This window comes from Amaricoccus tamworthensis (assembly GCF_049800875.1).
GTDB classification, from domain to species: domain Bacteria; phylum Pseudomonadota; class Alphaproteobacteria; order Rhodobacterales; family Rhodobacteraceae; genus Amaricoccus; species Amaricoccus tamworthensis.
Genome location: NZ_JBNAFV010000013.1, coordinates 38,248 through 62,240, shown reverse-complemented (window position 1 = coordinate 62,240; position 23,993 = coordinate 38,248). Strand labels below are relative to the sequence as shown.

General features: G+C 61.2%; 23 protein-coding genes. 7 read left to right on the top strand and 16 right to left on the bottom strand.

Annotation, left to right across the window (positions count from 1 at the left end):
- Window positions 1-33 precede the first annotated feature (33 nt).
- Genes ACP15P_RS17295 through ACP15P_RS17275 form a run of 5 tightly spaced genes read right to left on the bottom strand, consistent with a single transcriptional unit; the run spans window position 34 to window position 4,721 of the window.
- On the bottom strand, window positions 34-795 hold the full coding sequence (locus ACP15P_RS17295; RefSeq protein WP_424929712.1) for an SDR family oxidoreductase: 762 nt from the start codon (window positions 793-795) through the stop codon (window positions 34-36).
- Window positions 792-1,541 (bottom strand): SDR family NAD(P)-dependent oxidoreductase, encoded by a 750-nt coding sequence (locus ACP15P_RS17290; protein ID WP_424929711.1) that lies wholly within the window; start codon window positions 1,539-1,541, stop codon window positions 792-794. Before ACP15P_RS17290 ends, ACP15P_RS17295 begins: the two co-directional genes overlap by 4 nt.
- Window positions 1,541-2,398 carry a fumarylacetoacetate hydrolase family protein gene (locus ACP15P_RS17285; protein WP_424929710.1) on the bottom strand — a complete coding sequence of 286 codons (858 nt, stop codon included), beginning with the start codon at window positions 2,396-2,398 and terminating at the stop codon, window positions 1,541-1,543. Before ACP15P_RS17285 ends, ACP15P_RS17290 begins: the two co-directional genes overlap by 1 nt.
- Entirely contained in the window at window positions 2,395-3,711 is a 1,317-nt protein-coding gene (gene eno, locus ACP15P_RS17280; protein ID WP_424929709.1) for a phosphopyruvate hydratase, read from the bottom strand. The genes ACP15P_RS17285 and eno overlap by 4 nt, the downstream gene beginning before the upstream one ends.
- Window positions 3,708-4,721 (bottom strand): phosphotransferase family protein, encoded by a 1,014-nt coding sequence (locus tag ACP15P_RS17275; RefSeq protein WP_424929708.1) that lies wholly within the window; start codon window positions 4,719-4,721, stop codon window positions 3,708-3,710. The genes eno and ACP15P_RS17275 overlap by 4 nt, the downstream gene beginning before the upstream one ends.
- Before the next feature lie 108 nt (window positions 4,722-4,829).
- On the opposite strand from ACP15P_RS17275, the gene ACP15P_RS17270 reads away from it, so the two are divergent.
- Both ACP15P_RS17270 and ACP15P_RS17265 read left to right on the top strand, forming a co-directional pair.
- Complete coding sequence (locus ACP15P_RS17270; RefSeq protein ID WP_424929707.1) at window positions 4,830-5,804, top strand: LacI family DNA-binding transcriptional regulator; 975 nt, start codon at window positions 4,830-4,832, stop codon at window positions 5,802-5,804.
- A gap of 6 nt (window positions 5,805-5,810) precedes the next feature.
- Window positions 5,811-5,969: a DUF2256 domain-containing protein gene (locus tag ACP15P_RS17265; RefSeq protein WP_424929706.1), complete on the top strand. Its 159-nt coding sequence runs from the start codon at window positions 5,811-5,813 to the stop codon at window positions 5,967-5,969.
- 27 nt (window positions 5,970-5,996) lie between these two features.
- Here the strand turns inward: ACP15P_RS17265 and ACP15P_RS17260 are convergent, their stop codons facing one another.
- The 6 genes from ACP15P_RS17260 to ACP15P_RS17235 all read right to left on the bottom strand — a co-directional run bounded on the left by ACP15P_RS17260 (window position 5,997) and on the right by ACP15P_RS17235 (window position 12,225).
- Window positions 5,997-6,560 carry a glutathione peroxidase gene (locus ACP15P_RS17260; RefSeq protein WP_424929705.1) on the bottom strand — a complete coding sequence of 188 codons (564 nt, stop codon included), beginning with the start codon at window positions 6,558-6,560 and terminating at the stop codon, window positions 5,997-5,999.
- A complete protein-coding gene (locus ACP15P_RS17255; protein WP_424929704.1) occupies window positions 6,557-7,939 on the bottom strand; it encodes an ABC1 kinase family protein in 1,383 nt (460 codons plus the stop codon). Before ACP15P_RS17255 ends, ACP15P_RS17260 begins: the two co-directional genes overlap by 4 nt.
- A gap of 112 nt (window positions 7,940-8,051) precedes the next feature.
- On the bottom strand, window positions 8,052-9,083 hold the full coding sequence (locus ACP15P_RS17250) for a LacI family DNA-binding transcriptional regulator (RefSeq protein ID WP_424929703.1): 1,032 nt from the start codon (window positions 9,081-9,083) through the stop codon (window positions 8,052-8,054).
- Window positions 9,084-9,120: 37 nt separating this feature from the next.
- On the bottom strand, window positions 9,121-10,617 hold the full coding sequence (locus ACP15P_RS17245) for a tripartite tricarboxylate transporter permease (RefSeq protein WP_424929702.1): 1,497 nt from the start codon (window positions 10,615-10,617) through the stop codon (window positions 9,121-9,123).
- 10 nt (window positions 10,618-10,627) lie between these two features.
- On the bottom strand, window positions 10,628-11,047 hold the full coding sequence (locus tag ACP15P_RS17240) for a tripartite tricarboxylate transporter TctB family protein (RefSeq protein ID WP_424929701.1): 420 nt from the start codon (window positions 11,045-11,047) through the stop codon (window positions 10,628-10,630).
- Between the two features lie 134 nt (window positions 11,048-11,181).
- Window positions 11,182-12,225, bottom strand: a complete 1,044-nt coding sequence (locus ACP15P_RS17235; RefSeq protein ID WP_424929700.1) for a hypothetical protein — start codon at window positions 12,223-12,225, stop codon at window positions 11,182-11,184.
- A gap of 241 nt (window positions 12,226-12,466) precedes the next feature.
- Between ACP15P_RS17235 and araD the strand changes: the two genes are divergently transcribed.
- From araD to ACP15P_RS17210, 5 genes are read left to right on the top strand one after another with little or no spacing between them, the layout of a single operon-like run.
- On the top strand, window positions 12,467-14,209 hold the full coding sequence (gene araD / locus ACP15P_RS17230; RefSeq protein ID WP_424929699.1) for an L-arabinonate dehydratase: 1,743 nt from the start codon (window positions 12,467-12,469) through the stop codon (window positions 14,207-14,209).
- 19 nt (window positions 14,210-14,228) lie between these two features.
- On the top strand, window positions 14,229-15,140 hold the full coding sequence (locus ACP15P_RS17225) for a dihydrodipicolinate synthase family protein (RefSeq protein ID WP_424929698.1): 912 nt from the start codon (window positions 14,229-14,231) through the stop codon (window positions 15,138-15,140).
- A gap of 13 nt (window positions 15,141-15,153) precedes the next feature.
- Window positions 15,154-15,879 carry a ribonuclease activity regulator RraA gene (locus ACP15P_RS17220; RefSeq protein ID WP_424929697.1) on the top strand — a complete coding sequence of 242 codons (726 nt, stop codon included), beginning with the start codon at window positions 15,154-15,156 and terminating at the stop codon, window positions 15,877-15,879.
- Window positions 15,880-15,888: 9 nt separating this feature from the next.
- Window positions 15,889-17,415 (top strand): aldehyde dehydrogenase (NADP(+)), encoded by a 1,527-nt coding sequence (locus ACP15P_RS17215; RefSeq protein ID WP_424929696.1) that lies wholly within the window; start codon window positions 15,889-15,891, stop codon window positions 17,413-17,415.
- Window positions 17,415-18,413, top strand: coding sequence for an aldo/keto reductase (locus ACP15P_RS17210; RefSeq protein ID WP_424929695.1), 999 nt, complete (start codon window positions 17,415-17,417; stop codon window positions 18,411-18,413). The genes ACP15P_RS17215 and ACP15P_RS17210 overlap by 1 nt, the downstream gene beginning before the upstream one ends.
- A gap of 13 nt (window positions 18,414-18,426) precedes the next feature.
- Here ACP15P_RS17210 and ACP15P_RS17205 read toward each other — a convergent pair whose 3' ends face one another.
- From ACP15P_RS17205 to ACP15P_RS17185, 5 genes are read right to left on the bottom strand one after another with little or no spacing between them, the layout of a single operon-like run.
- Window positions 18,427-19,491: a DUF475 domain-containing protein gene (locus ACP15P_RS17205; protein ID WP_424929694.1), complete on the bottom strand. Its 1,065-nt coding sequence runs from the start codon at window positions 19,489-19,491 to the stop codon at window positions 18,427-18,429.
- Entirely contained in the window at window positions 19,488-20,459 is a 972-nt protein-coding gene (locus ACP15P_RS17200; RefSeq protein ID WP_424929693.1) for a 2-hydroxyacid dehydrogenase, read from the bottom strand. Before ACP15P_RS17200 ends, ACP15P_RS17205 begins: the two co-directional genes overlap by 4 nt.
- A 3-nt stretch (window positions 20,460-20,462) precedes the next feature.
- Entirely contained in the window at window positions 20,463-22,091 is a 1,629-nt protein-coding gene (locus ACP15P_RS17195) for an ABC transporter ATP-binding protein (protein ID WP_424929692.1), read from the bottom strand.
- Complete coding sequence (locus tag ACP15P_RS17190; RefSeq protein ID WP_424929691.1) at window positions 22,088-23,026, bottom strand: ABC transporter permease; 939 nt, start codon at window positions 23,024-23,026, stop codon at window positions 22,088-22,090. Before ACP15P_RS17190 ends, ACP15P_RS17195 begins: the two co-directional genes overlap by 4 nt.
- Before the next feature lie 11 nt (window positions 23,027-23,037).
- Window positions 23,038-23,952 (bottom strand): ABC transporter permease, encoded by a 915-nt coding sequence (locus tag ACP15P_RS17185; RefSeq protein ID WP_424929690.1) that lies wholly within the window; start codon window positions 23,950-23,952, stop codon window positions 23,038-23,040.
- Window positions 23,953-23,993: the final 41 nt, after the last annotated feature.

The following is a 23,993-nucleotide window of genomic DNA, read 5'->3' as shown; positions in this document are numbered from 1 at the left end:
CGATTGGTTTTTTGGGTATTTATCGGCGCGTCCTCAGATCGAGATCCCGCCATCGACATTCACCGTCTGCCCCGTCACAAAGGCTCCATCCGCAGACGCAAGCCATGCGGCTGTCGAGGCAATCTCTTCCGGTTTGGCAAAACGCCCGGCGGGCTGACGGTCCAAAAACCATTTTTCAGCCGCCTCAAGGCTGCCCAGTTCTTCCGCCAGGTCCGCGATCCGCTGACGCAGCGACGGTGTGTCCACCACGCCCGGGCACAGCGCGTTGAAGCGAATTCCGTCCTTCAGATAGTCGGCTGCGCAGGCTTTCATCAGTCCGATCACGCCTCCCTTCGCCGCCCCATAGGCCGCACGAAACGGATACCCCTTGAGCGATGACGCAAGCGAGGCTACGAGGATCACCGATCCGCCATGCTCCCGCATCCGCGGTACGGCTGACCGCGCCACGTGGAACGCACTGTCGAGACAAATTCCCTGGCTCCTGCGCCAGTCGGCATCCGTCGTTCCCTCCACCGTGCCGTGATGCACAAACCCGACGGCGTGAGCCGTCACGTCAATACGTGCAAGCCGCGACAGCCAATTTTCTACAGCCTCCGGATCAGTCGCATCCACCGCCGTCGTAGACGCAGCCTCCAAGCCATCAAGGAGCCCCACATCTATGTCCGACACATGAACCTCCGCGCCTTCGGCCAAAAACCGCTCCGCGATGGCACGCCCAATGCCCTGTCCAGCCGCAGTGACACATGCAACCTGACCGGAAAGCCTTTGTTGCGGCAGGGGAGTTGCACCGCTCAATAGGTTGCCCTCCCGCCCGACAGGTCAAAGACCGCTCCCGTGGTGAACGAGTTCTCGGCGGAGGCCATCCAGGCCACCATGTTGGTGATCTCTTCCACCGTCACGAAACGGCCGCGCGGGATTTTCGAGAGCATGAACGCGACAAATTCCTCAGAGACCTGATCGAAAATCCGGGTCTTAGCAGCCGCCGGCGTGATGCAGTTGACCGCAATGTCATTTCCGGCGAGTTCCTTGCCCAATGACTTGGTCATCGCAATCACCGCCGCCTTCGACGCGGAATAGGCCGACGCGTTCGGATTACCCTCCTTGCCCGCAATGGACGCCACATTGACGATCCGTCCGTAATTGCGCTCAACCATGCCCGGCGTCACCGTACGGCAGGTGTTGAAGGTGCCGTCGACATTCACGTCCTGGACCTTGCGCCAGGCATTGGCGGGATACTCGGCAAGTGTGGACGTCGGCCCGGCAATGCCTGCGCTGTTAACCAGCACGTCGACCTTGCCAAACTTTGCTTCAGTTGCGGCCATTGCGGCCTCAACACTGGCGAGATCGGACACATCCGTCTGGATCAGGGCCAGTCGGTTCTCCCCAATCGCAGCGACCCGCGCTTCCGGGCTGCTGACGTCCATGTCCCAAACCGCGATGCTGGCACCGGACGCCGCCAGCCGTTCGGCAACGGCCGCACCAATTCCGTTGCACCCGCCGGTGATCGCCGCCACCTGGCCCTTAAAATCGTAACTGTTCATCACGCGGCTCCCGTCGCCACGACTGTCTGGGACTGTTCCCCCAAACCGTCGATACCAAGGCGAACGGTGTCGCCCTCATTGAGCCAGACCTGTGGGTTCATACCGGCCCCAACACCCGGGGGCGTGCCGGTGCAGATCAGATCGCCGGGCTCAAGCCGCGTAAATTCGGACATGTAGCTGACGATGGTCGCCACATCGAAAATCATCGTGCCGGTGTTTCCTGTCTGCATGCGCTGCCCGTTCACGTCGAGCCACATGCCCAGCTTCTGAACATCGGCGATCTCATCCTTTGTCGCGAGAAACGGCCCGGTTGGACAAAAATTCGGGAAACTCTTGCCTTTCACCCACTGCCCCGACCGTTCCATCTGCCAGGCGCGTTCGGAGACGTCGTTGACGAGAACAAACCCCGCGATGTGATCCATCGCCTCGGCCTTGGTGATGTTCAGGGCCGGCTTACCGATGACGATGCCCAGTTCAACCTCCCAGTCGAGTTTGGTCATCCTGGGCGATTTCAGGATGTCATCGTTCGGACCGCAGTAAGTCACGGTCGACTTGTTGAACAGGATCGGCTCGTCGGGAACCGGCAGACCGGCCTCCGCGGCGTGATCCGAATAGTTCAGACCAACACACCAGATGTTGAAGGGCTGCGCTACCGGCGGAGCAAGCCGCTTACCCTCGATATCAGCCGCCGGAAGGCTCTTCGGATCGAGCGCCGCAAGCTGTGCCAGCAGTTCCGGTGAAAGGGTGCGCGGGCCAAAATCCTCAACCACCGAGGACACGTCACGGAGCGTACCATCGCTGTCAATGATGCAGGGAATTTTGCGCCCGTAACGGTCGCCATAGCGGGAAAGTTTCACAATGCGGTGTCCTTGTAGTTCCTTTGGCCCCACCACGTATTGGCGAGGGGCCGTCCGCCGACGAATGCGGCACTGCCCAATGCGTCCTGAATCCGGAGGCATTCATTCCATTTGATCATCCGTTCCGAGCGGGTGAATGAGCCGACCTTCAGTTGTCCACCGCCGAGGCCGGTTGCGAGATGGCTGATCGACACATCTTCCGTCTCACCGGAGCGGGCCGAAACGATCGCACCCCACCCCTTTGACTGCGCCGCGCGGAATGTCTCGAACCCCTCAGACACGGTTCCCGCCTGATTGACCTTGATTAGAACTGCGTTGCAGGCGCCGTCCTTCTGCGCTTCCCGCACCAGATCCGCGTTCGTCACCAGGTAATCATCCCCTATGATCTGCACCCGATTGCCGAACCGGCGCGTAAATTCCACGGTGCCCAGCGTGTCGTCCTCGGCCAACGGGTCCTCAATTGACGCAATGGGGTAGCTGTCGAGCCATCCACCAAGCAGGTCGATCATCCCCGAGCTGTCCAACTCCCGGTCCTCCAGCGCCAGGCGATACCGCCCGTCGCGCCCAAATTCCGAGGCCGCAATGTCGAGCGAAACCACAACCCGCTCGCCCGGTTTTTCCCCGGCCTTCTCAATAGCGGCAATCAGTGTTTCCAGCGCTTCCTCGTTGCTGTCGAAGACCGGCCACCAGCCGCCCTCGTCAGCGACACCGGCCAGTTTTCCGCGCGATTTCATGATGTCGCCCGCCGCGAAATAGACCTCACTGGTCACCTCCATGACCTCGTCAAAACTGCCGGCACCCGGCACCATGATCATGAAGTCCTGGATATCGACCCGCCGCCCCGCGTGGGCACCACCACCGAAAATCTGTATCTCGGGCAGAGGCAGCGACGGGCTGAACCCGGTTGTCCCTGACACGTGCTGCCAGAGTGGTCGCCCCGCATCTGCCGCCGCGGCATGAAGCACCGCAAGCGATGTCGCCACGGTCGCATTGCCACCCAGCGTATCCTTCAGCGGCGAGGGGTCCAGCTCCAGAATGGCCTGATCCACGCCGCGCTGGTCCGCCGCATCCATGCCCGTCAGTGTAGAAGCAATGGCACCGTTCACACTGCGCAGAGCCGCTTGCACACCCTGTCCACGCAGCGCATCTCCGCCATCGCGACGGTCGACCGCCTCACGCGTGCCCCGCGACGCCCCGGCCGGTGCAATCGCCCGACCCATGACACCATTTTCGAGGATCACATCCACTTCTACCGTCGGTCTGCCACGGGAATCCCATACCCGCCGGCCCTTTATTTCCCTAATCGCTGTCACGCGTCCAAATCCTTCAATCGGGCTTTGAGTGTTTCGGTTAAGTCGCTGAGTGTTTGGACCGGCTCCACGATCATCGGCCGCGCCAGCGCGCGAACCTGCTGCCGTCGTGTCTCATCCAGATATTCAACCGGCGATTTCCCATCGACCCGGGCCAGCATGAGAGCAGGCAACAACCGACACACACGTGCCTCCAGATCCGCGGGATCCTCCCACGACACATGCGGGCCATAGCCTTCCCAGAACCGCGCGATCTCTCCAAGGAACGCCGCTCGCATCCCGGGCAGATGGATCGCCTTCAGCACCAGATGATTCAGGCAGAACGACGGATCAAAACTGGCGTCCCCCATGGTCGCGCATTCGGCGTCGAGTATCACCGGACCACCGTTGCGCATCAGAATGTTCTTTGGGCTGACATCCCCGTGCACAAGAACCTGATCCGACCGATAGAGCACGTCCGCCAAATCATGCAGCCGTGCCTCAAGTTCCGGATGCCGGCCCGCCGTAGAAATCAGATACGGCTCGATCCGCAGCGCCCGAAAATCATCGCGGTTACGAAACGCGGACCGGTCGAAGTCATCTCCGGAAGACACCGCATGTATACGCCCGACCACATCCCCTACTGCGCGCGCCTCCCCGTTGGGACGAGTGCCTTCCAGCATCGCGGTCTTCCAAAGATGGACGTCCGGGCCGTCCAGAAATTCCATGACAAAACCATGCGCGTGTTCGGACCGACCAAACAGCCGAACCGCCGATTGCGGCACCACCCGGGCCGCCACCTCCAGCCAGGCATATTCGGCGGCATTGCGGTGCACAGGTGCACGCCAATCCGCCGCGACCTTTAGCTTCGGCAAAGCCAGCTTCACGCAGTAACGTGTGTCACCGACCCTCAGTGCCGCGATGTCGGACGCAACCCCACCTGTCAAAGGCGTAACGTCGCGCACCTCTTCCCGACGACCGAGGCCCAGTTCCTCGATCAGATCACAGCATTTTTCCGGCAGGGATTGAGACATTTCGACTTTACATGCTGCTTATGTTCACGTGAACATTTCATATTGGCATCTGTTTTTTTGTCAAGCCTCGTTCTTCCGTGATAGGGGTTTCCGGACAGGAGCAGTAAGTTGAACCGTGTAACAATCAAGTCCATTGCCAACGACCTTGGCATCTCGCACATGACCGTATCGCGGGCGCTTTCAAACAGCCCCAACGTCCAGAAGGAAACCCGCGAGGCCGTCCAGAAACGCGCCCGCGAACTGGGCTATGTCAGGAACGCAGCCGCGATGGTGATGCGCGGCGATGCCCCGAAAATCGTTGGACTTTTGCTTCCAAACATCGTCAACGAATTCTACGCGCGTTTCGCCAACGACATGGCCACCGCCTGTGAGAGCCACTCGCTCCAGCTTATCATCCACCTGACCAATGATGACGTCGCCAACCAGCAGCAGGCCCTGGACCGTCTGCAGGAGGTTCAGGCCTCATCGGTCGTCATGGTGCCTGCCCCGAACCGGACGGACGGGGACACTCCAAACACCGGGTCAATGCGCACCATCGAACTGATCCGCCAGAGCAGCAACGCGCCAGACACGCCCGCCATTCTGGTTGATGACGACCCCGCGATTCGCGCAGCGACGGACCATCTCGCCCGGGCCGGGCACACTCACATTGCCTATATCGGTGCTACAAGGGACCTATCCAGCGGCCGCAGACGTCTCGAAGCATTTGTTCAGGGTACTACGGAAGCAGGCCTCACCATCCCGCCAGAGATGATCCATACCGGCGCGCCCTCCTTTGCGATGGGCCGTGACAAGGCCAACATGATTTTAGAGGAAAATCGCGCTACCGCGATACTCTGCGGCGGCTTTGAAATCTCCAACGGCGCATTGAGCGCGGTCATTGATGGCACCAGGAATATTGACAGGAAAATTGCCTTTGTGGGCTACGGCGATCCTTCGTTCTATGCATGGATCGAAAACGGCATATCGACTGTTCAGGTTCCGGTGACCGAACTCGCCAACCATGCGGTCGATCTTATCACGACACAGGACAGCGAAGCATCGGTCGCAAGCGCGTTCCCGGCAAAATTTATCGCCAGATAACCCTCAATGAAAATGCGTCGAAAATCCGACCTTCCATCCAAGGTCTGCCCAATCTGCAACAGACCGTTCAACTGGCGCAGGAAATGGCAGCGCGATTGGGAGAACGTAATCTACTGCTCCGAAAGGTGCCGCCGTCTCGCCCGCACCAACCGACCGGAGAAATAATACGCGGGACTGGTTTTCTTTAGGCACCTAAGCCGGTGCCGCGAGAGCCTCCTCAATCACCGCCCGTGCCTCAACCGAGTCCGGCTCAAGCCTGCTTGGCATCCAGGTTTTGATTCTTCCGTCACGACCAACCAGATACTTGTTGAAGTTCCACGTCACCCGCTTGCCCGTCTCGGCCGCGGCCCATTTGTAGAACGGGTCAGCATCCGGCCCCTTTACGTGCAGCGGCGCTGTCATCGGGAAATCCACGCCGAAGGTCAGCTCACAGAAATCCTTGATCTTGGCGGTATCCTCATACTCCTGCCGGAAATCACCGGAAGGGACCCCGACAACCACCAGCCCGTCATCGCGGTAGTCCTGCCAGACTGACACGAGACCCTCGTACTGCGAGGTAAAACCGCAGAACGACGCCGTATTTACCACCAGGAGAACCTTGCCACGCCATGTTTCAAAGGGCATCTCCGTGCCCTCAAGCGATGTGAAACTGAATTGCCACGCGTCCGTTGGCCCTGCGGCCATAACGCCGTTCATCTTCGGCGCAAGACACGCCGCGGCTGACGCGGTCAAAAGCATGGCCTGTCTTCGATTCATGTCACGTCCTCCTGATTCGACGTCATGAAATCGCGCCTTCGCGCGGTTTCAGCATCTTCCCCGGCATAACGTTGCGCAAGCTCAATGACCGACAGTTTCGCCCGCATCCGAACGCAGAAAAGAGCCGTGCCACTGATCTTACGTTGCACGAATAAAGTCGTGGCGGGCGGCACGTGCCAGCTTTCCCGATCGGCCACCAGGGGCGCCGCCGCCTCGCGCAACCGGTCGACAAAGGCCCGGTCGGCGAAATCAAAAAGACCATCGCTACGACGCCCGATAGCGACCTGATCAAGAACAATACGGATCATCCGGTCGACGGCCGACCCATGCCGCTGCATCTGCGCCCCGGACACGAACCCGTGCTCGACCAGCGCATCTTTCATTCCCTCGAAATCCTCCGCGAGCCCGGTCTGCAATATCCTGCGATAGGCCTCGGCTGTTCCCTCCGGCACCGCCCGCGCGGCACCGAAATCGAGCAGCACAATCCGCCCCTCTTCCGCCCGCCATTTGAAATTCGCAAAATTTGGATCGGTCTGCATGTAGCCGAACTCAAACAGTTCCCGCACCACGAGTTCGAGCAGCGCGCCACACATCTCATTCCGGCGCTCCTGACTTTCTTCAGAAAGAGTCTCAATTGACGCACCGGTCAGAAACTCCATCGGCAGCACCTCCGGCCGCACCATGTCATCAACCGGCTTGGGCACGATGAACCGCGGATCATCCTTCAGGTGCCGACGATAACGGTGCATTTGCTGCGCCTCGCGCAGGTAGTCCGCCTCTTCATGCAGCTGCCGTTTGGCCTCTTCCAGCAGCGGACCAATGTTCAGGCCGCGCGGCAAAAGTCCGGAATACCGCAGCAGGGACGCCACGTTGTCGACATCAGCGTCAATACTGGCCGCTACGCCCGGATACTGCACCTTGACGGCCAGAACCTGACCGGATTTCAGCGTCGCCCGGTGAACCTGTCCGATGGAGGCCGCCGCAATGGGCCGGACATCGAACCGCTCAAACTGCTGTCGCCACTCCCGTCCCCAAGCTTCGACCAGCACCTGGTTGAGCTGTTTTGGCGGCATGACATGCGCCTGTTCCCGCAAGCGGGCCAGGACGGCCGTCAGTTCCTCCGGCAATACATCTCCCGCATCGAGCGAGATCATCTGCCCCAGCTTCATCGCCGCGCCGCGCATCCGTGAAAGCTGATCGGTGATCCTTCGCGCATTCCCGGGCGTGAGAAGCAGATCAGACATACCCGGCCGCTCACCCCGCGCAAACCGCCGCATTCCCTCGCCCACCGCGCCCGCTGCAACACCTCCGGCCATTTGGCCAAGTGCCCCGAGCCTTGAAAGTCGCGCCTGCGGCACTTTTCCGTATCGTCCGCTCACATGTGCCCCCTTTCCGGGTCGCCCGCCTGGCGGGCATCTACACGTGTTACGGATACTTAACGGATCCGGATCACATTTTCGCGGGTTATCCCTCGATCATCCGCAACGGCACTCAGGCTGTCGCCCGCCTCACAACCTCAAATCCAAGGTCGTAGATTGTTTCACCACCCCCGCCGGGGCCGAGCCGGTCGAGCATCGCACCAGCGGCAATCCTTCCCATCTCGCTACGATCCACCCGGACCGTCGTCAGCGGCGGGTCCAGATGCGCGGCAAATTCCTGATCTCCAAAGCCGATCACGGCAATGTCGCCCGGCACGTCATAGCCACGCGCCCGGGCCTCCACCAGAATACCCTGGGCAATCAGGTCCGAACTGCAAAACACAACCCCCGGCGATCCGCCAATGCGCCCGACCAGTTCCGACAGTCCCGCCCGCCCGGCAGCCAGGCTGGCCTGAGCCGGGAGGTTTACAGCCTCCACCCTGGCTCCGCCTTTACGGGTGAATGTCTCCGCGAAGGCCGCGGCCCGGCGCAGCGCCCGCTCATCATTGGCCGACACTGTTGCTGCCTGGTGATATCCAGCCTCAATGGCAAATTCGGCCACCTCACGCCCGGCGCCGTGATGGGAAAAACCGACGCAGATGTCGATTGGGCTGTCCGTCAGTTCCCATATCTCCACCACCGGAATGCCCGCGCCCAGCAGTATGCGCCGCGCTTGCGCCGTGTGGTTGATCCCGGTCAGAAGCATCGCATCCGGCCGCCGCGACAGATGGCGGGAAATCGTTGTCTCCTCATCCTCCCGGTCGAACCCGTATTCCGTCAGAAGCACCTGATAGTCATGCTCCCGCACCCGGTCGGTGAACTCCTTGATGAAGGATGTATAGGTGATGTTGGTAATGGACGGCACCAGAGCAGAGATCAGCCGCGACCGGCTGGAGGCAAGGGCCCCCGCCACCGCATTGGGCACAAATCCAGTCGCCTCAATCGCCTCACGGATCCGGCGCAGGGTCTCCGGTGAGACCTTCGACGGATCCGACAAAGCGCGCGACACCGTCACCTGGCTGACACCGGCCATGCGGCCCACTGCCGCCATGGTGACCCGCGAGCCGCCGGCCCTGCCCTGATCCCTGGAACTTCCGTCTGCCATGCTCGACACCCTAAACTCCTGCGCCGGTCAGGAAAAGTCAGTCCGCCGCCCTGTCCCGGGCCGCCTGTCGCCGCGACAGCAGAACCGACCCCGCCACTGATCCGATAATCAGAACCCACAACACCATGGCAATCCAGCTTTTCGTGAAGAAGATGCCCAGTGTGCCAAAGCTCTCCAGCGATTTCACAAAATACACCTCCGCCGAAGGTCCCAGAATGAAGCCGATGATAAATGGCGCGACCTCCAGCCGCAGCTTCACAAAAACCCAACCCGCAATGCCAAAGATCAGCAGCGTCCAGACATCGAACATAATGCCGTAATTTATCGTGTAGGCCCCGATCACGCACATCATCAGAATCACCGGGAACAGGATGTGCTTCGGCACCGTCACCACCAGCGCGAAATACCGGATCGCCACATACATCATCATCAGCATCGCAATATTTGCGACCAGCATGGCAAAGATCATCGCGTTCCATGTGTCCGGATTGTTGCCAATGAACAACGGACCCACCTGGATACCCTGCAGCGTGAAAGCCCCGATAAGAAGCGCCGTGGTCGAGTCCCCCGGAATCCCCAGGGACAGGAGCGGCACCAAAGCCCCGCCAGTCAGGCCGTTATTACCGCTTTCCGACGCAATGATGCCCGAGGGCTCCCCCTTGCCGAAAGCCTCAGGTTTCTTTGAGAAGGTCTTCGCGTTCGAATAGGCCAGAATCGACGCCGCCGACCCGCCAACACCCGGGAGGATGCCAACAAAGGTGCCAATACCCGAGGACCGGATCAGGTTAAGGGTCTGCCCCCGGAAAATCGAAAAAGAGAATGTCGATTTCCCACCAACCTTCAGATCCTCTTTCGAATGCCCCTTCGGCACACCCCGTTCCGCCTGCTCGAGTATCGCGGCGAGGCCGAACAGGCCGATCAGAACCGGCAGCAGCGAAAACCCGCTGTCGAGCCAGTACTCCGTTCCCGGCGGGATCAGCCGATATCGCCCGTTGCCTCCATCGGAAATGTCATAGGTTCCGATCAGCGCAATAAATATCCCCAACACACCGGAGAAAATCCCAATCAGCATATCCCGCGACAGGGCCGCCATGACGGTCAGGGCAAACAGAATTATCAGGAATTTCTCCACATAGGAAAACTTGATAGCAAAATCCGCCAGCGCCGGCGCAAAAAGCCACAGGACGAGCAGGGAGATGAGCCCCCCAACGAAAGAGGCCACAATTCCAATGCGCAATGCCTTCTCACCCTCACCTCTCTGGGCAAGTGGAAAGCCGTCAAACGTGGTGGTGATCGAACTTGGGGTGCCCGGAATTCCCAACAGAATAGCCGGTACCAGACCACCTGAGATGCCCCCGACATAAAGCCCAAGCAGAAGCGCCAGACCGTTCTCAAGCCCCAGCGAATAGGTGATCGGCAGACAGACCGCGACGGCCATCGTTGCCGTCATGCCCGGAATGGCTCCAAACACGATGCCAATAAAGGTGCCGCCTACCACCAGCGACAGAAACAGCGGGGAAATCAGCTCAAACATCAGCCGCGCCTCAGGGAAGGGTCAGGAAAAAGGGATAGGTGAACAGCCACCACACGAACACCGGCCCCACCACGGCCACAACTGCCAGCGCGACCGCCTTTCGAACCGTACGCTCATGCATGTACAATAGCCCAATCGCCATCACGAACGGCATGGAGCAGAACAGGAACCCGCGGCCGGTGTTGGGCCAAATGTTCCCCACCGGCACCATCAGCGAGAAATAAAGCAGTGTAAGGCCCAGGGTTCCGAAAAACCGAACCTTATCCATCTCCGCCATTACGTCGCGCCAGTAGGTTCCCGCGCCGGCGATCCGCCGCCGGTCGCGGATCAGAATGGCCACAAGCAAAACAAAGAGCACCACCCCGACGATGCGTGGGAACACAAGGTGCGAGCGTTCGAAATCAATGGTTATCGATGTCAGACTGTCCATGGGATGCGCCCTCCATGAAGTGGCCGGGACCAGGTCTCAAAAGACCGGGTTCCGCTATTTGCGCGGACCCGTGTTACCGCCGGGTCCGCGCTGTCGCAAAAGACCCCGGGGGTTACCCCCGGGACAATCCGGCGTCAGGAACCGCCGGAAATCTGCTGGATCACCTCGCCGTAGGTGTCACGCTTGTCCATCAGATGAGCCTGCGCGTCTTCGATAGACAGGTAGTTGGGGATGAAGAACGACGCTTTCTGACGCTCCTGAATTTCGCCAGCCGCGAAAATTTCCGACAGTGCAGTGTCGACCTGCTCAATAATGGCCGGGTCCATTTCCGGGTTGAACAGGAAGAAGAACTCCTTGTCGAAGGTGAAGTTCTGCTCGCCATCAAGCGTCACCTCAACGTTCGGAGCGGCATACTGCAACAAATCGTCGCGGGTTGTATCGCCCATACCGGCTTCCGGGGCCTGCTCCAGCGTTGCACTGCGCGCGGTGATCCAGACGAAGCGCATGCACTTCTCATCATCCTCTGGCAACTGCGTGAACTGTTCATTGGCCTGGATTGAGCCGTTGATTACGTCAGCCAGGTCATCCCACATCGCCTGGTTCTTGTCGGACTGCGAACCGGTATTGACTGCAACCAGATTCTCTTCCGACCCGGGCGAGCGCACGGAAGCGGCATTTTTCATGGCGGAAAAACCGATCTCCGACACGCCACCTGGCTGAATGGCGACACGAACCCGCTCACCATTTTCGGCCGCGCCCAGAATGTCTTCCATCGTCTGGTAGGGGCTGTCGCAGGAGACGAGATAGGCATTGCCCGGATTTATCGCGACCGTCGGCCCGACGGTATAGTTGGCGAAGGGGTCGGAATAACCCTCGCGGCCATACAGGTTCCCCAGGTAGGATTGGTCGTGGAAGATCATTAGTGTGGTGCCACGGCTGTCCCGACCCAACGCCTTGAAAGCTTCTGACGCGCCAACCGCATCGACTTTGACGTTAATGCCCAGATGTTCGGCCAATGCATCCGCCACGATGGACGAGTTCTGATACGTGTCACCTCCCGTTGAGGTCGACCCGATGACAAGGCGCACGTTCCGCGGCAGTTCCTGCGCGAATGTGGCCGCACCCGCGACCGTAATGGCGGCGGCACTGACGGCCGTAAGAAGAGAATTGCGGATCATGAAAAATGGTCCTCCCGAAGGCCTGAACGCGGCCCGCTGTTGGTTTTGGGGTTGGGATGAGCTTGCCCATCCAGCGCCATGTATGCGCATACATAGCCTCTCATCACGAATCGGCATGCCGTGTCAATAATTTTCGCCTTAACCCTTTTTTTGGGGCTAAATTCGTTGACGCCGGTAAATGTATACGCATACATACAGAAAATTGGCCGTAGAATCGGCCGTATCAACATCGGAGGAAGCCATGCCAAAAGACGGCCGCATCACGCCCGACCAGCTGCGCAGCGCACGCTGGTTCGCCCCCGACGATCTGCGCTCGTTCGGACATCGCAGCCGAATGATGCAGCTGGGCTACGCGGAAGAGGAGTTTCGCGACAAACCCATCATCGGCGTCCTCAACACATGGTCGGAAATCAACTCATGCCACGGCCACTTCCCGGAACGCGCCCGCGAGGTGAAACGGGGCGTCCATCAGGCGGGCGGCTTCCCCATCGAAATGCCCGTTCTCAGCGTTGATGAGCAGTTCACCAAACCCACCTCCATGCTCTACCGCAACATGCTCGCCATGGAGACCGAGGAAGTCATCCGGTCCCACCCCTTTGACGGCGTGATTCTCATGGGGGGCTGTGACAAAACCACGCCCGCGCTCATCATGGGCGCGCTCAGTGCCGGGGTTCCCTTCATATTCATGCCCGCCGGACCCATGCTGCGCGGCAACTACGCGGGCCAGATCCTGGGCTCCGGCTCCGACGCCTGGAAATACTGGGACGAGCGCCGCGCGGGCAACATTTCCGCCGAACAGTGGCGCGGCGTCCAGGGCGGCATCGCTCGCTCCCACGGTGTCTGCATGACCATGGGCACCGCCTCCACCATGACCGCCATAGCCGACAGCCTCGGGCTGACCCTGCCCGGCGCCTCCTCCATCCCCGCCGTTGACGCCAACCACTCACGCATGGCCTCGGGCTGCGGTCGCCGCATCGTGGACATGGTCTGGGAAGGCGTGTCGATGCAGAACATCGTCACCCCGGCCGCCGTCAAAAACGCAGCCATCGTCGCCATGGCCACCGGCTGCTCCACTAACGCCGTCGTCCACCTCATCGCCATGGCCCGCCGCGCCGGTGTGGACCTGTCCCTTGATGACCTCGACGCGCTCGGGCGCGACACACCCCTGCTGGCCAATGTCCGCCCCTCGGGCAAAGACTACCTCATGGAGGATTTTTTCTACGCGGGCGGCCTGCTCGCGATGATGAAACAGATATCCGACCGTCTCGACACCGCCTGCTTGACCGTCAACGGCCACACCGTCGCGGATAACATCTCCGAAGCCCAGGTCTACAACGACGACGTCATCCGCCCGCTCTCCAACCCGGTCTATCACGAGGGTTCCCTGGCGGTTCTGCGCGGCAACCTCGCCCCCTCGGGCGCGGTGATCAAACCCGCCGCATGTGACTCGAAATACCACGTCCACGAAGGCCCGGCCCTCGTCTACGACAGCTATTCCGAAATGAAAAAGGCCGTCGACGACGAAAACCTCGACGTCACGCCCGACCACGTACTGGTCCTGCGAAACGCCGGCCCCCAGGGCGGCCCGGGCTTTCCGGAATGGGGCATGCTCCCCATCCCCAAGGCCCTCATCAACCAGGGCCACCGGGACATGCTGCGGATCTCCGACGCACGCATGTCCGGCACGTCATATGGCGCCTGCGTGCTCCACGTCGCCCCCGAGAGCTTCGTTGGCGGCCCCCTCGCCCTGCTCCAGACTGGCGACATCGTCCGCATGGACCTGCCCAACCGCTCGCTCGACATGCTGGTGGATAAGGCCGAACTTGAACGCCGCCGCGCCGTCTGGACCCCGCCCGAACCCCGCTTCCAGCGCGGCTGGGGCTGGATGTTCTCCAAGCATGTCGGCCAGGCCGACACCGGCTGCGACTTCGATTACCTCACGCGGGAACACGGCCCCGCCGCCGGCGAACCCGACATCTACTAGACTCTCAGGAGGAGGCCCAATGGCCGACACATCGACACCGGACCTCGACGCTGCCCTTGCGGGCATCTCCGGCATCCTCGTCACGCCCTACGACGACCAGGGCGACATCGACCCCAGGCGGCTCCGGCCCATACTCGATCGCGCCCTGGCAGCCGGCGTTCACATGCCGGTCGTCAACGGAAATACCGGAGAATTCTACGCCCTGACCACCGACGAGGCCTGCACCATGGTCCGTGAGGTCGCCGACCTGATGGATGGCCGCGCACCCCTGCTCGCCGGTGTCGGTCGCGGACTGCGCGACGCCTGCCGCCTCGCCAAAGCCTCTGCCGAGGCCGGTGCGACCGCCCTCATGGTTCACCAGCCCCCAGATCCGTTCGTCAGCCCCCGCGGGACTGTCGACTACCTGAAAGCCGTGGCCGATGCGGGCAACGGTCTGCCCCTGATGCTCTACCTTCGCAACGACGCAATGGGCACGGCCAAAATCGCCGAACTCTGCGCGGTCGAAGGCGTGAAGGGCGTAAAATGGGCCACTCCCAATCCGCTAAAACTCGCAGCAGCCATTGAGGCGAGCGATCCGGCCATTACATGGGTTGCAGGGCTGGCCGAAGTCTGGGCACCTCCGCTATACGCTGTGGGGGCGCGGGGCTTCACCTCCGGACTGATCAATGTCTGGCCGGAACGGTCTGTCGCGATCCACATCGCACTCGATGCGGGCAATTATGGTGAGGCCAACAGGCTGATTGCCGGAATGCGCGCTTTCGAGGACATCCGCGCCGAGGAACAGAACGGCACAAACGTCACTGGGGTGAAAGCCGCCCTTTTGGCACAGGGTCTCGACTGCGGCCCGACACGACCACCTTCCGCGTGGCCGCTCACCGGCCCGCAACAACAACAACTGGATGAATTCATGGCCGCAAACGGCCTGATCTGAGGGACGGAAAAATATGACAGACCACCCGCTGAAGCCGGAAACCAAAGCAAAACTCGAAGGCATCTCGGTGGCCACCATCGCCACGGCCCTCTACAAGCGGGGCCTGCGCAACCAGGCCATCCAGGATGTACGGCCGCTGTCCCAAAAGGGACGCAACATGGTCGGACCGGCCTTCACCCTGCGTTACATGCCGGCCCGCGAGGACCGCAACACACTGGCCGAGTTCCGTAACCCCGAACATCCGCAGCGTGTCGCTATTGAGACCTGTCCCGAAGGCCACGTGCTGGTCATGGACAGCCGCAAATCCGCCTATGCGGCCAGCGCGGGCGACATCCTCATCACCCGTCTCATGATGCGCGGTGCTGCGGGCATTGTCACGGATGGCGGCTTTCGTGACGCGATGAACATCGCGAAACTGGACCTGCCCGCCTATCACCACCGCCCGTCCTCCCCGACCAACCTCACCACGAACGAGGCAATCGCCATCAACGAGCCCATTGGCTGCGGCGACGCTCCGGTCTTCCCGGGTGACATCGTGGTGGGCGACGACGACAGCGTGATCATTATTCCCGCGCATCTTGCGGATGAGATCGCGGACGAGGCGGTGGAGATGACCGCCTATGAGGATTTTGCCATTGAACAGGTCCGTAATGGTGCCTCGATCATCGGGCTCTATCCCGCTACAAGGGAAGAGAGCTTGGATAAATTTGCCGAATGGCGTAAAGCCAACAACCGCTAGGAGTTCGAAATGCTCGACGACCTGAGCTTCAAACCTCATGGAAAACACCTGATCGCCGGAGAATGGATTGCCGGTGAGACAACCTTCCAGAACGAACCCGCCTCCGGGCCGGCAAACGAGTTTTCCGTCGGTACGCCTGACCTCGTGAACCGCGCCTGCGAAGCCGCCGAAGAGGCGTTCTGGTCCTACGGCTATTCCAGCCGGGCCGACCGTGCCAAATTCCTGCGCGCAATCGCGGACGAGATTGAGGCCCGCGCCGACCTCATCACCGAAATCGGCTCCCGCGAAAGCGGCCTGCCCGAGGCACGCCTCCAGGGCGAACGCGGACGCACCGTTGGTCAGCTGCGCCTCTTCGCGGATCACATCGAGCAGGGGGACTACCTCGACCGCCGGCACGACGGCGCCCTGCCCGACCGCGAACCGCTGCCCCGTCCGGACCTGCGCATGATGCAGCGTCCCATCGGGCCGGTTGCCGTGTTCGGTGCCTCGAACTTCCCGCTTGCTTTCTCCACTGCCGGTGGCGACACCGCCGCGGCACTGGCCGCCGGCTGCCCGGTTGTGGTCAAGGGCCACTCCGCCCATCCCGGAACCGGTGAGATCATCTCCGAGGCGATCCACGCAGCCATCAAATCCTGCGACATTCACCCTGGCGTTTTCTCGAACATCCAGGGCGGCAAGCGCGATGTCGGTCAGGCCGTGGTCCAGCATCCGCTGATCAAGGCCGTTGGCTTCACCGGCTCCCTCGGCGGCGGCCGCGCACTGTTCGACCTTTGCGCACAGCGTCCCGAGCCGATCCCGTTCTTCGGTGAGCTTGGCTCCGTCAACCCGATGTTCCTGCTGCCCGAGGCCATGTCGGCCCGCGGAGCTGAAATCGGCACCGGCTGGTCCGGCTCGCTCACCATGGGCGCAGGCCAGTTCTGCACCAACCCGGGCATCGCAGTAGTTATCGATGGACCGGACGCCGACGCGTTCGTTGCAGCAGCAAAAGAGGGTCTGGCCGGAACCGGTGAGCAGACCATGCTCACCGATGGTATCGCCAAAGCATACCGCGACGGCCGCGACCGCGTTGCGGCCAGCACCGGCGTTCGCGAGGTTCTGACCTCCACCTGCGACATGCGCACCGCAACACCCTACCTCTACGAGACAGACGGCGCGACCTGGCTCGCGAATGAGGATCTGGGCGAGGAAGTGTTCGGCCCGCTCGGCCTCGTGGTGCGGGTGAAGGACGCCGAGGAAATGGCAACCGTGGCACGCTCTCTCGTCGGTCAGCTCACCTGCACCCTGCAGATGGACGCTGGCGACGCCGAAATGGCGCGACACCTGCTTCCAATTCTTGAGCGCAAGGCCGGCCGCGTGCTTGCTAACGGCTTCCCTACCGGTGTGGAAGTTGCCGACTCAATGGTTCACGGCGGCCCCTACCCGGCCTCCACGAACTTCGGCGCGACATCCGTGGGAACCCTGTCCATCCGCCGGTTCCTCCGGCCCGTGTGCTATCAGAACATCCCCGGCGACGTACTGCCTGCGGACCTCACCTGATGCACTCCCGCAAACTCGGCCCCGACGGACCTCCTGTGTCGTCCGTCGGGATCGGCGGCATGTCTTTCGGCCCTTTCTACGGTGAGACCACAGAGGCCGAAAGCCACGCCATCCTCGACGCCGCCCGCGAGGCCGGCATCGACCACATCGACACCTCCAACGTCTACGGAGCAGGCCGGTCGGAGGAAGTCATTGGCTGTTACCTGGCCCGCCTCGACGGTCCCTCTCCGTTCCGCATCGCCACCAAGGGCGGCATCACCACCGACCCTGACACCGGCGCGCGCAGGTTCGACAACTCCGCCGCCCATCTTAAGGCGGAACTGGACAAAAGCCTGAAACGCCTCGGAGTTGACCAGGTGGAACTGTACTATGTCCACCGGCGCGATCCGGACATCCCAATCGAGGAAGTCACCGGCACACTCGCAAACCTGATCGCGAAGGGAAAAATCGCCCGCTTCGGCTTCTCCGAAATCGCACCCACCTCCCTGCGCCGCGCGGCACAGGTGCATCCGGTCGCCGCCGTGCAGTCGGAATACTCCCTTCAGACCCGCGCTCCGGAACTTGGTCTCATCCAGGCCTGTGAGGAACTGGGCACGGCCCTCGTGGCCTTTTGTCCGGTCGGACGTGGCCTGCTGACGGACACACCACCGACGCCGCAGCGGGTGGAGGCTTCGGGCTTCCTGAAAACCAATCCGCGTTTCACGTCTGAGAACCTGCCCCGCAATATCGCCGCCAGCCAGCCCCTGCGCGACCTGGCCCGCGATCTGGGTCATTCAACGGCGGCACTTGCCATCGCCTGGCTCCTGACACGCAGCGAAACAGTGATCCCGATCCCAGGCACGCGCAGCACGGACCATTTCCGCGAACTCGTGGCGGGCGCGAATCTCAGTCTCGACGCGGACACACTGGCGGAAATCGACCGTCACCTGCCCCCCGGCTGGTGTCACGGCGCCCGCTACTCCGCGGCCCAGTCCATCGGGCCGGAAGACTACTGCTGAGACCTGCCGGCCATTACCGGCCTGGCGGGGCCCCGGCCCGCTCATCATCCACGAGACGCCTGTAGCGCAGCGACGACATCAGCGCGAGCCCAATCAGCCCTGCGCCGAGCAGCCCGGTGACCAGTTCCGGTACATGCCAGATCGAATTTGCAAACATGATGAAGGACAGCGCCAGGATCGAATAAAACGCCCCGTGTTCGAGGTACCGAAATTCAGCCAGCGTCTCTTTCTGCACCAACATGATTGTCATCGACCGCACGTAAAATGCTCCGATCCCCAAACCAATCGCGATCAGAAAAAGGTTCTGCGTCAGCGCAAAGGCCCCGATCACCCCGTCAAACGAAAAACTCGCATCCAAAACCTCAAGGTACAGAAACGCGCCCAACCCGCCCTGCGCCGCGGCCTTCTGTGCCTCATTTGCGCTGTCGAGGATTTGCCCCAACAGTTCAACCAGCAAAAACACCAGCAGACCGCATACCGACGCAAAGAGAAACTCCTGCCCCTTATCCGCGGGAAGGTTGACCACAAACAAAAGCGCGAGCCCCAACACCAGAACGATCTCGAGGCCCCGGATCGTCGCCCAGGACCGTAGCCGCCGCTCAATCGTATGGACCCAGTCGACCTCCTTGTCCTCGTCAATGAAGTAGCTCAGCGCCACCATCATCAGAAACGTCCCGCCGAAGGCCGAAATGGAAATATGGGCGTCATGCATGATCCGCGCGTATTCATCCGGCTCCGCCGCCGCGAGCACTATTGCCTCCCATGGCCCGATACGCGCGGCAATTACCACCACTGCGAGCGGAAACACGATCCGCATCCCGAACACCGCGATCAGAATACCCCAGGTCAGGAACCGCTGCTGCCATTCCGGCGTCATATCCTTGAGTTTGTTAGCATTCACGATGGCGTTGTCGAAGGAAAGCGATATCTCCAGCACCGCCAGAACCGACCCGATCAGCAGGAATGAAAGCGCCCCGGCCCAGTTGCCATCGGCCCAGTAGCCGAGGAAAAACGCCATGACGAGGCCCAGCACGGTAAAACCAATGGGCCACCGGAAATAGGACAGCACGCCGGTCATACGGTCTCAGCCCGCGCCTGCGCCACCTCAATGACCGGGGTAAGAAGCGGCCGCCCCGCAAAATGTGCCTTCAGGTTGTCCACCACCAGTTGCGCCATCGCATCCCGCGTCTCCACAGTACCGGATGCATGATGTGGATAGAGCGTCACGTTCGGCAGAGCTGTCAACTCGAGGTCCGGATTCGGCTCATTGAGGAACACGTCGAGCCCGGCATTGCCGAGCCGCCCGTCCCTCAGCGCCGCAATCATCTCCGGCTCATCCACCACAGTCCCACGGGCAACATTGATAAGCGTTCCCTCCGGCCCCAACGCCTCAATCACCTCACGACCGACCAGAGCCTCCGTCTCCGGTCCGCCGGGAATGACAACCACCAGAATATCCGACCAGGCGGCCAACTCGGTTGGCGTCGGAAAATAGGTCCAAGGGCATTCCTTCGGCCGCCGATTGCAGTACCCGATCTCAAGCCCCATCGGTAAAAACCGGGCCGCGATCGCATCACCGATCTGACCAAGACCCAGAATACCCGCCCTTTTGCCGCGAATATTCGACAGCAGGGGATACGGCCCGTCCCGCCCCCAGGCGCCCGAGGTAACGTGGGCATGCCCCGCCACCAGATGCCGCCGCGTCGCCAGCGTCAGCATCAACGCCGTATCCGCCACATCGTCATAAAGCGCCGCCGACGTATTGGTAAACGCGACCCCCGCCTCCTTCAGAGAATCCACGTCAATCGTATCAAACCCCGCTGAGGAACAGGCCACAATTTCGAGGTTCGGCAAATGCTCGAGGTCATCACGGGTCAACGCCGCATGCCCGTTCGTCACCGCCCCCACACATTTCGGCCCTTGCTCCGCGAGAAAAGCCTCCCTGTCCGTCGCCTCATCCAGGCGGTGCAGAGTATAGGTCTCCTCCAGCTGGGCCATGGCTTTGGGGCGCGCGGGATAAAAGACGAGAATGTCGCGTTTGCTCATGGCTCAGGCTCCTTGAAGTTCCAGCCGCGCGGCCCGGCGGCCGGCCTGGATATCGGGGTCCGGATGCAGACCCGCGGCAATAAGGTTTCGCGTGTAATCCTCACGCGGGGCGTCAAAAATCTGGGCCACCGGACCCTGTTCAACGATTTTTCCGTTCTTCATTACAATCACCCGATGCGCGAAGTCCCGCACCACCGGCAAAACATGGGCAATAAACAGGTAACTGAGGCCAAATTCCTTTTGAAGATCGGCCAGTAATCCCATCACCTGCGCCTGGATCGATACATCCAACGCCGACACCGCCTCATCACAGATGATCAGCCGCGGCTCCAGGGCGAGCGCACGGGCAATAGCGATACGCTGCCTCTGCCCGCCGGAAAACTGGTGCCGATACCGGCTCATATGCGCCGCCTCGAGCCCCACATGCGCGAGCAGGTCCCGGACCCGGTCGCGCCACTGCGATTTGGGAAGGATCTGCGGATGAATGACGAAGGCCTCCGCGATAATGTCATGGACCGACATGCGCGGGTTGAGCGACTGGGTCGGGTCCTGAAACACCATCTGGATGTCCCGGCGCAGATCAAACAGCTCCGCCTGCCCCATCGTCACAAGATCCCGGCCCTCCCACAGCGCTTCGCCGGCGGTCGCCTCCTCCAGGCGCAGCAGTGTCTTGGCAAGCGTCGATTTCCCCGACCCGCTCTCGCCAACCACGGCCACCGTCTCGCCCGGCAGCACCGTCAGACTGACCTTATCGAGTGCCACGAAATTGCCGTAGTGCTTACTGAGCCTGTTTACTTCCAGCACCGGTTTGATGCCCGTATCCAGCGGCTGGGCCATCTCACCGCCTCCCGGAACCGCCCCAATCAGTTTCCTCGTATAGGGGTGCGACGGCGCGTGATACACGTCCCGCGCGGTACCGGCCTCGACAATCTCACCGGAATTCATCACCACAACCCGGTCCGCCGTTTCCGCCACCACACCAAGGTCATGGGTGATCAGCAGCATCCCCATACCGGTTTCCTGCTGCAACTCCTCAAGCAGTTCCAGGACCTGCGCCTGAACGGTCACATCCAGTGCCGTTGTTGGCTCATCCGCGATCAGAATGTCGGGCTTAAGCGCCAGTGCCATGGCGATCATAAGCCTTTGACGCTGCCCACCGGAGAACTGGTGCGGATAGGCGTCGATTTTGGTCTCGAACTCCGGAATGCCTACCCGCTCCAGAAGGTCGAGCACCCGTGTCCGCGCCTCCGCCTTGGGCGTGCCGTGCGTCGTCATCACCTCGGCAATCTGAAATCCAACAGTATAGACCGGATTGAGATGACTTAGCGGGTCCTGAAAGATCATCGCTATGCGACGCCCGTTCAGGTCACGCCGCTCCTCCTGCGACATTTTCAGAACGTCCCGCCCCTCGAACAGGATCTCGCCGGAGACAATCTCACCCGGCGGACAGTCGATCAGGTTCATGATCGCCGATGCGGAAACCGACTTGCCCGAACCGGATTCACCCAAAATCGCCAGCGTCTCACCGCGTCCAAGATGCCAGTTCACATTGCGAACCGCATGAACCGTGCCGCCGGCCGTGTGAAAATCGACGGAAAGGTCCCTGACCTCCAGCAGATGATCGCCCGTCATTTCTTCTTCCTCGCAATCTCCAGCCGCCAGCGCTGCACCGGATCGAGCGCGGTCCGCATCCAGTTCGACAACAGGTTCAGACTGAGCGTGGTCATGATTATCGCCAGCCCCGGGAAGAACGACTGCCACCACGCCGTGGTCAGATACGGCCGCCCCTGGCTCACCATCAGACCCCAGGTGATCTCAGGCGGCTGAATACCGATCCCAAGGAACGAGAGCGAACTCTCCGCCAGCATGACAAACGCAAAATCCAGCGTCGCAATTGTCACCAGCGTCGGCATGACAATCGGCAGGATATGGCGAAAAACGATCCGCCTGCCTGATGCTCCCATCACCTGAGCGGCCTGCACAAACATCCGCTCCCGCACCTCCAGGACCTCGGCCCGCGAGGTGCGGAGGTAAACGGGAATGCGTGTAATCGCCAAAACGATCACGAGATTCCCCACCGATGGGCTGAGCATGTAGAGCACGATCACCGCCAGCAGCAATGACGGAAAGGACATGATTACATCCGCAAACCGCATGATCACCTGGCTCGTCCGGGGTCCCGAATATCCAGCGACCAGACCGAGTGTCGTCCCAATGATCAACGAGCAGACAACCGCACCCGCGGCCACCATCAACGTATTCTGCGCGGCTACGATAATCCGGGCCAGCAGTGGCCTCCCGAGGGTGTCGCCGCCCAGCCAGAACAGCCAGTCACGCGAGAAATCAAACGGCGGCGCATTGCGCCCGCGCAAATTCTGCCGCGTTGCCTGATCCTCCAGCATCAGGGGCCCCAAAACCGCGCAGAGCACCATGAGCACGAGGAAAAGCGCGGCCGCAAAGGCCAGTTTGTCACGCCACAGCATGCGAAAAATCTGCCGCGCCGCGCTGCTCTGCGGCACCTCCGTAATCGGCGTCGTGCCGCCTGCGCTGTCGGTTCCCGTGGTCATCTCACAGCCTCTCAGTACCGGATCCGCGGATCAAGCACCGCATAGATGATGTCGATAATGATGTTCATGATAAAGATCGCCACGGCCGTAACAAAAATCGCGGCCAGAACCACGGTAAAATCCCGCTGCAAAATAGAGTCGATCATCAGCTTGCCCACACCTGGAAACCCGAAAACCGTCTCTACCACCACTGCCCCATTCAACAGCGCCGCCGCCTGATCCCCAATAACGGTGATGACCGGAAGCATGGCGTTGCGCAGACCATGCACAAAAATAATCGCCCGGTTGCGCACCCCCTTGGCCCGTGCCGTCTTGACGTAAGCCGAACTGAGAACCGTAATCATCGACCCCCGGACAACCTGTAGGATCAGACCAAACGGCCGAATGAACAGAACCGCCACCGGCAACACCCAGTGCCAGACCGTTCCCGTACCCGAAGTAGGCACCCATCCCAGGTTCACCGAGAACAGAACGATCGCCACAATCGCGATCCAGAAATCCGGCGCACTCGCCCCAATGAGTGAGAAAAACGTGGCAATCCGGTCAAACACGCCCCCCACATGAAACGCAGCCAGTGAGCCGACGATAATCGCCATAACCGTCACAAGGCTCATGGTGATCACGGCCAGTTGCAACGTCCACACAAACGCCCGCAGCACCGCATCGAGCGCGGGCTCCGACCGGCGGATTGAGTCTCCAAAATCAAGCCGGGCAAGATCCGACAGGTAACTGCCGAACTGCACGATCAGCGGATCATTTAGTCCGTGAAGCTCCCGAAACTGCTCACGGCTTTCCAGGGACGCGTCGACGGGCAGATAAAGCGTGGTTGGATCACCTGTCAGCCGGGAGAGAAAAAAAACAAGTACGATAAGGCCAGCCAAAGATATGGCGCTGGCAACGGCGCGCTTTTGGAGAAAGGATTTCATGGACTTGCCCCCAGGCTGGTGTTCCGGGGCGGCGGTATCCG

Bases quoted from the DNA above. Each gene is read 5' to 3' on its own strand.
- araD (WP_424929699.1), top strand. From the start codon at position 12,467: ATGCCAAAAGACGGCCGCATCACGCCCGACCAGCTGCGCAGCGCACGC.
- ACP15P_RS17220 (WP_424929697.1), top strand. From the start codon at position 15,154: ATGACAGACCACCCGCTGAAGCCGGAAACCAAAGCAAAACTCGAAGGC.
- ACP15P_RS17225 (WP_424929698.1), top strand. From the start codon at position 14,229: ATGGCCGACACATCGACACCGGACCTCGACGCTGCCCTTGCGGGCATC.
- ACP15P_RS17240 (WP_424929701.1), bottom strand. From the start codon at position 11,047: ATGGACAGTCTGACATCGATAACCATTGATTTCGAACGCTCGCACCTT.
- ACP15P_RS17245 (WP_424929702.1), bottom strand. From the start codon at position 10,617: ATGTTTGAGCTGATTTCCCCGCTGTTTCTGTCGCTGGTGGTAGGCGGC.
- ACP15P_RS17195 (WP_424929692.1), bottom strand. From the start codon at position 22,091: ATGACGGGCGATCATCTGCTGGAGGTCAGGGACCTTTCCGTCGATTTT.
- ACP15P_RS17185 (WP_424929690.1), bottom strand. From the start codon at position 23,952: ATGAAATCCTTTCTCCAAAAGCGCGCCGTTGCCAGCGCCATATCTTTG.
- ACP15P_RS17215 (WP_424929696.1), top strand. From the start codon at position 15,889: ATGCTCGACGACCTGAGCTTCAAACCTCATGGAAAACACCTGATCGCC.
- ACP15P_RS17250 (WP_424929703.1), bottom strand. From the start codon at position 9,083: ATGGCAGACGGAAGTTCCAGGGATCAGGGCAGGGCCGGCGGCTCGCGG.
- ACP15P_RS17190 (WP_424929691.1), bottom strand. From the start codon at position 23,026: ATGACCACGGGAACCGACAGCGCAGGCGGCACGACGCCGATTACGGAG.
- ACP15P_RS17200 (WP_424929693.1), bottom strand. From the start codon at position 20,459: ATGAGCAAACGCGACATTCTCGTCTTTTATCCCGCGCGCCCCAAAGCC.
- ACP15P_RS17265 (WP_424929706.1), top strand. From the start codon at position 5,811: ATGAAAATGCGTCGAAAATCCGACCTTCCATCCAAGGTCTGCCCAATC.
- ACP15P_RS17235 (WP_424929700.1), bottom strand. From the start codon at position 12,225: ATGATCCGCAATTCTCTTCTTACGGCCGTCAGTGCCGCCGCCATTACG.
- ACP15P_RS17210 (WP_424929695.1), top strand. From the start codon at position 17,415: ATGCACTCCCGCAAACTCGGCCCCGACGGACCTCCTGTGTCGTCCGTC.
- ACP15P_RS17205 (WP_424929694.1), bottom strand. From the start codon at position 19,491: ATGACCGGCGTGCTGTCCTATTTCCGGTGGCCCATTGGTTTTACCGTG.
- ACP15P_RS17260 (WP_424929705.1), bottom strand. From the start codon at position 6,560: ATGAATCGAAGACAGGCCATGCTTTTGACCGCGTCAGCCGCGGCGTGT.
- ACP15P_RS17275 (WP_424929708.1), bottom strand. From the start codon at position 4,721: ATGTCTCAATCCCTGCCGGAAAAATGCTGTGATCTGATCGAGGAACTG.
- ACP15P_RS17290 (WP_424929711.1), bottom strand. From the start codon at position 1,541: ATGAACAGTTACGATTTTAAGGGCCAGGTGGCGGCGATCACCGGCGGG.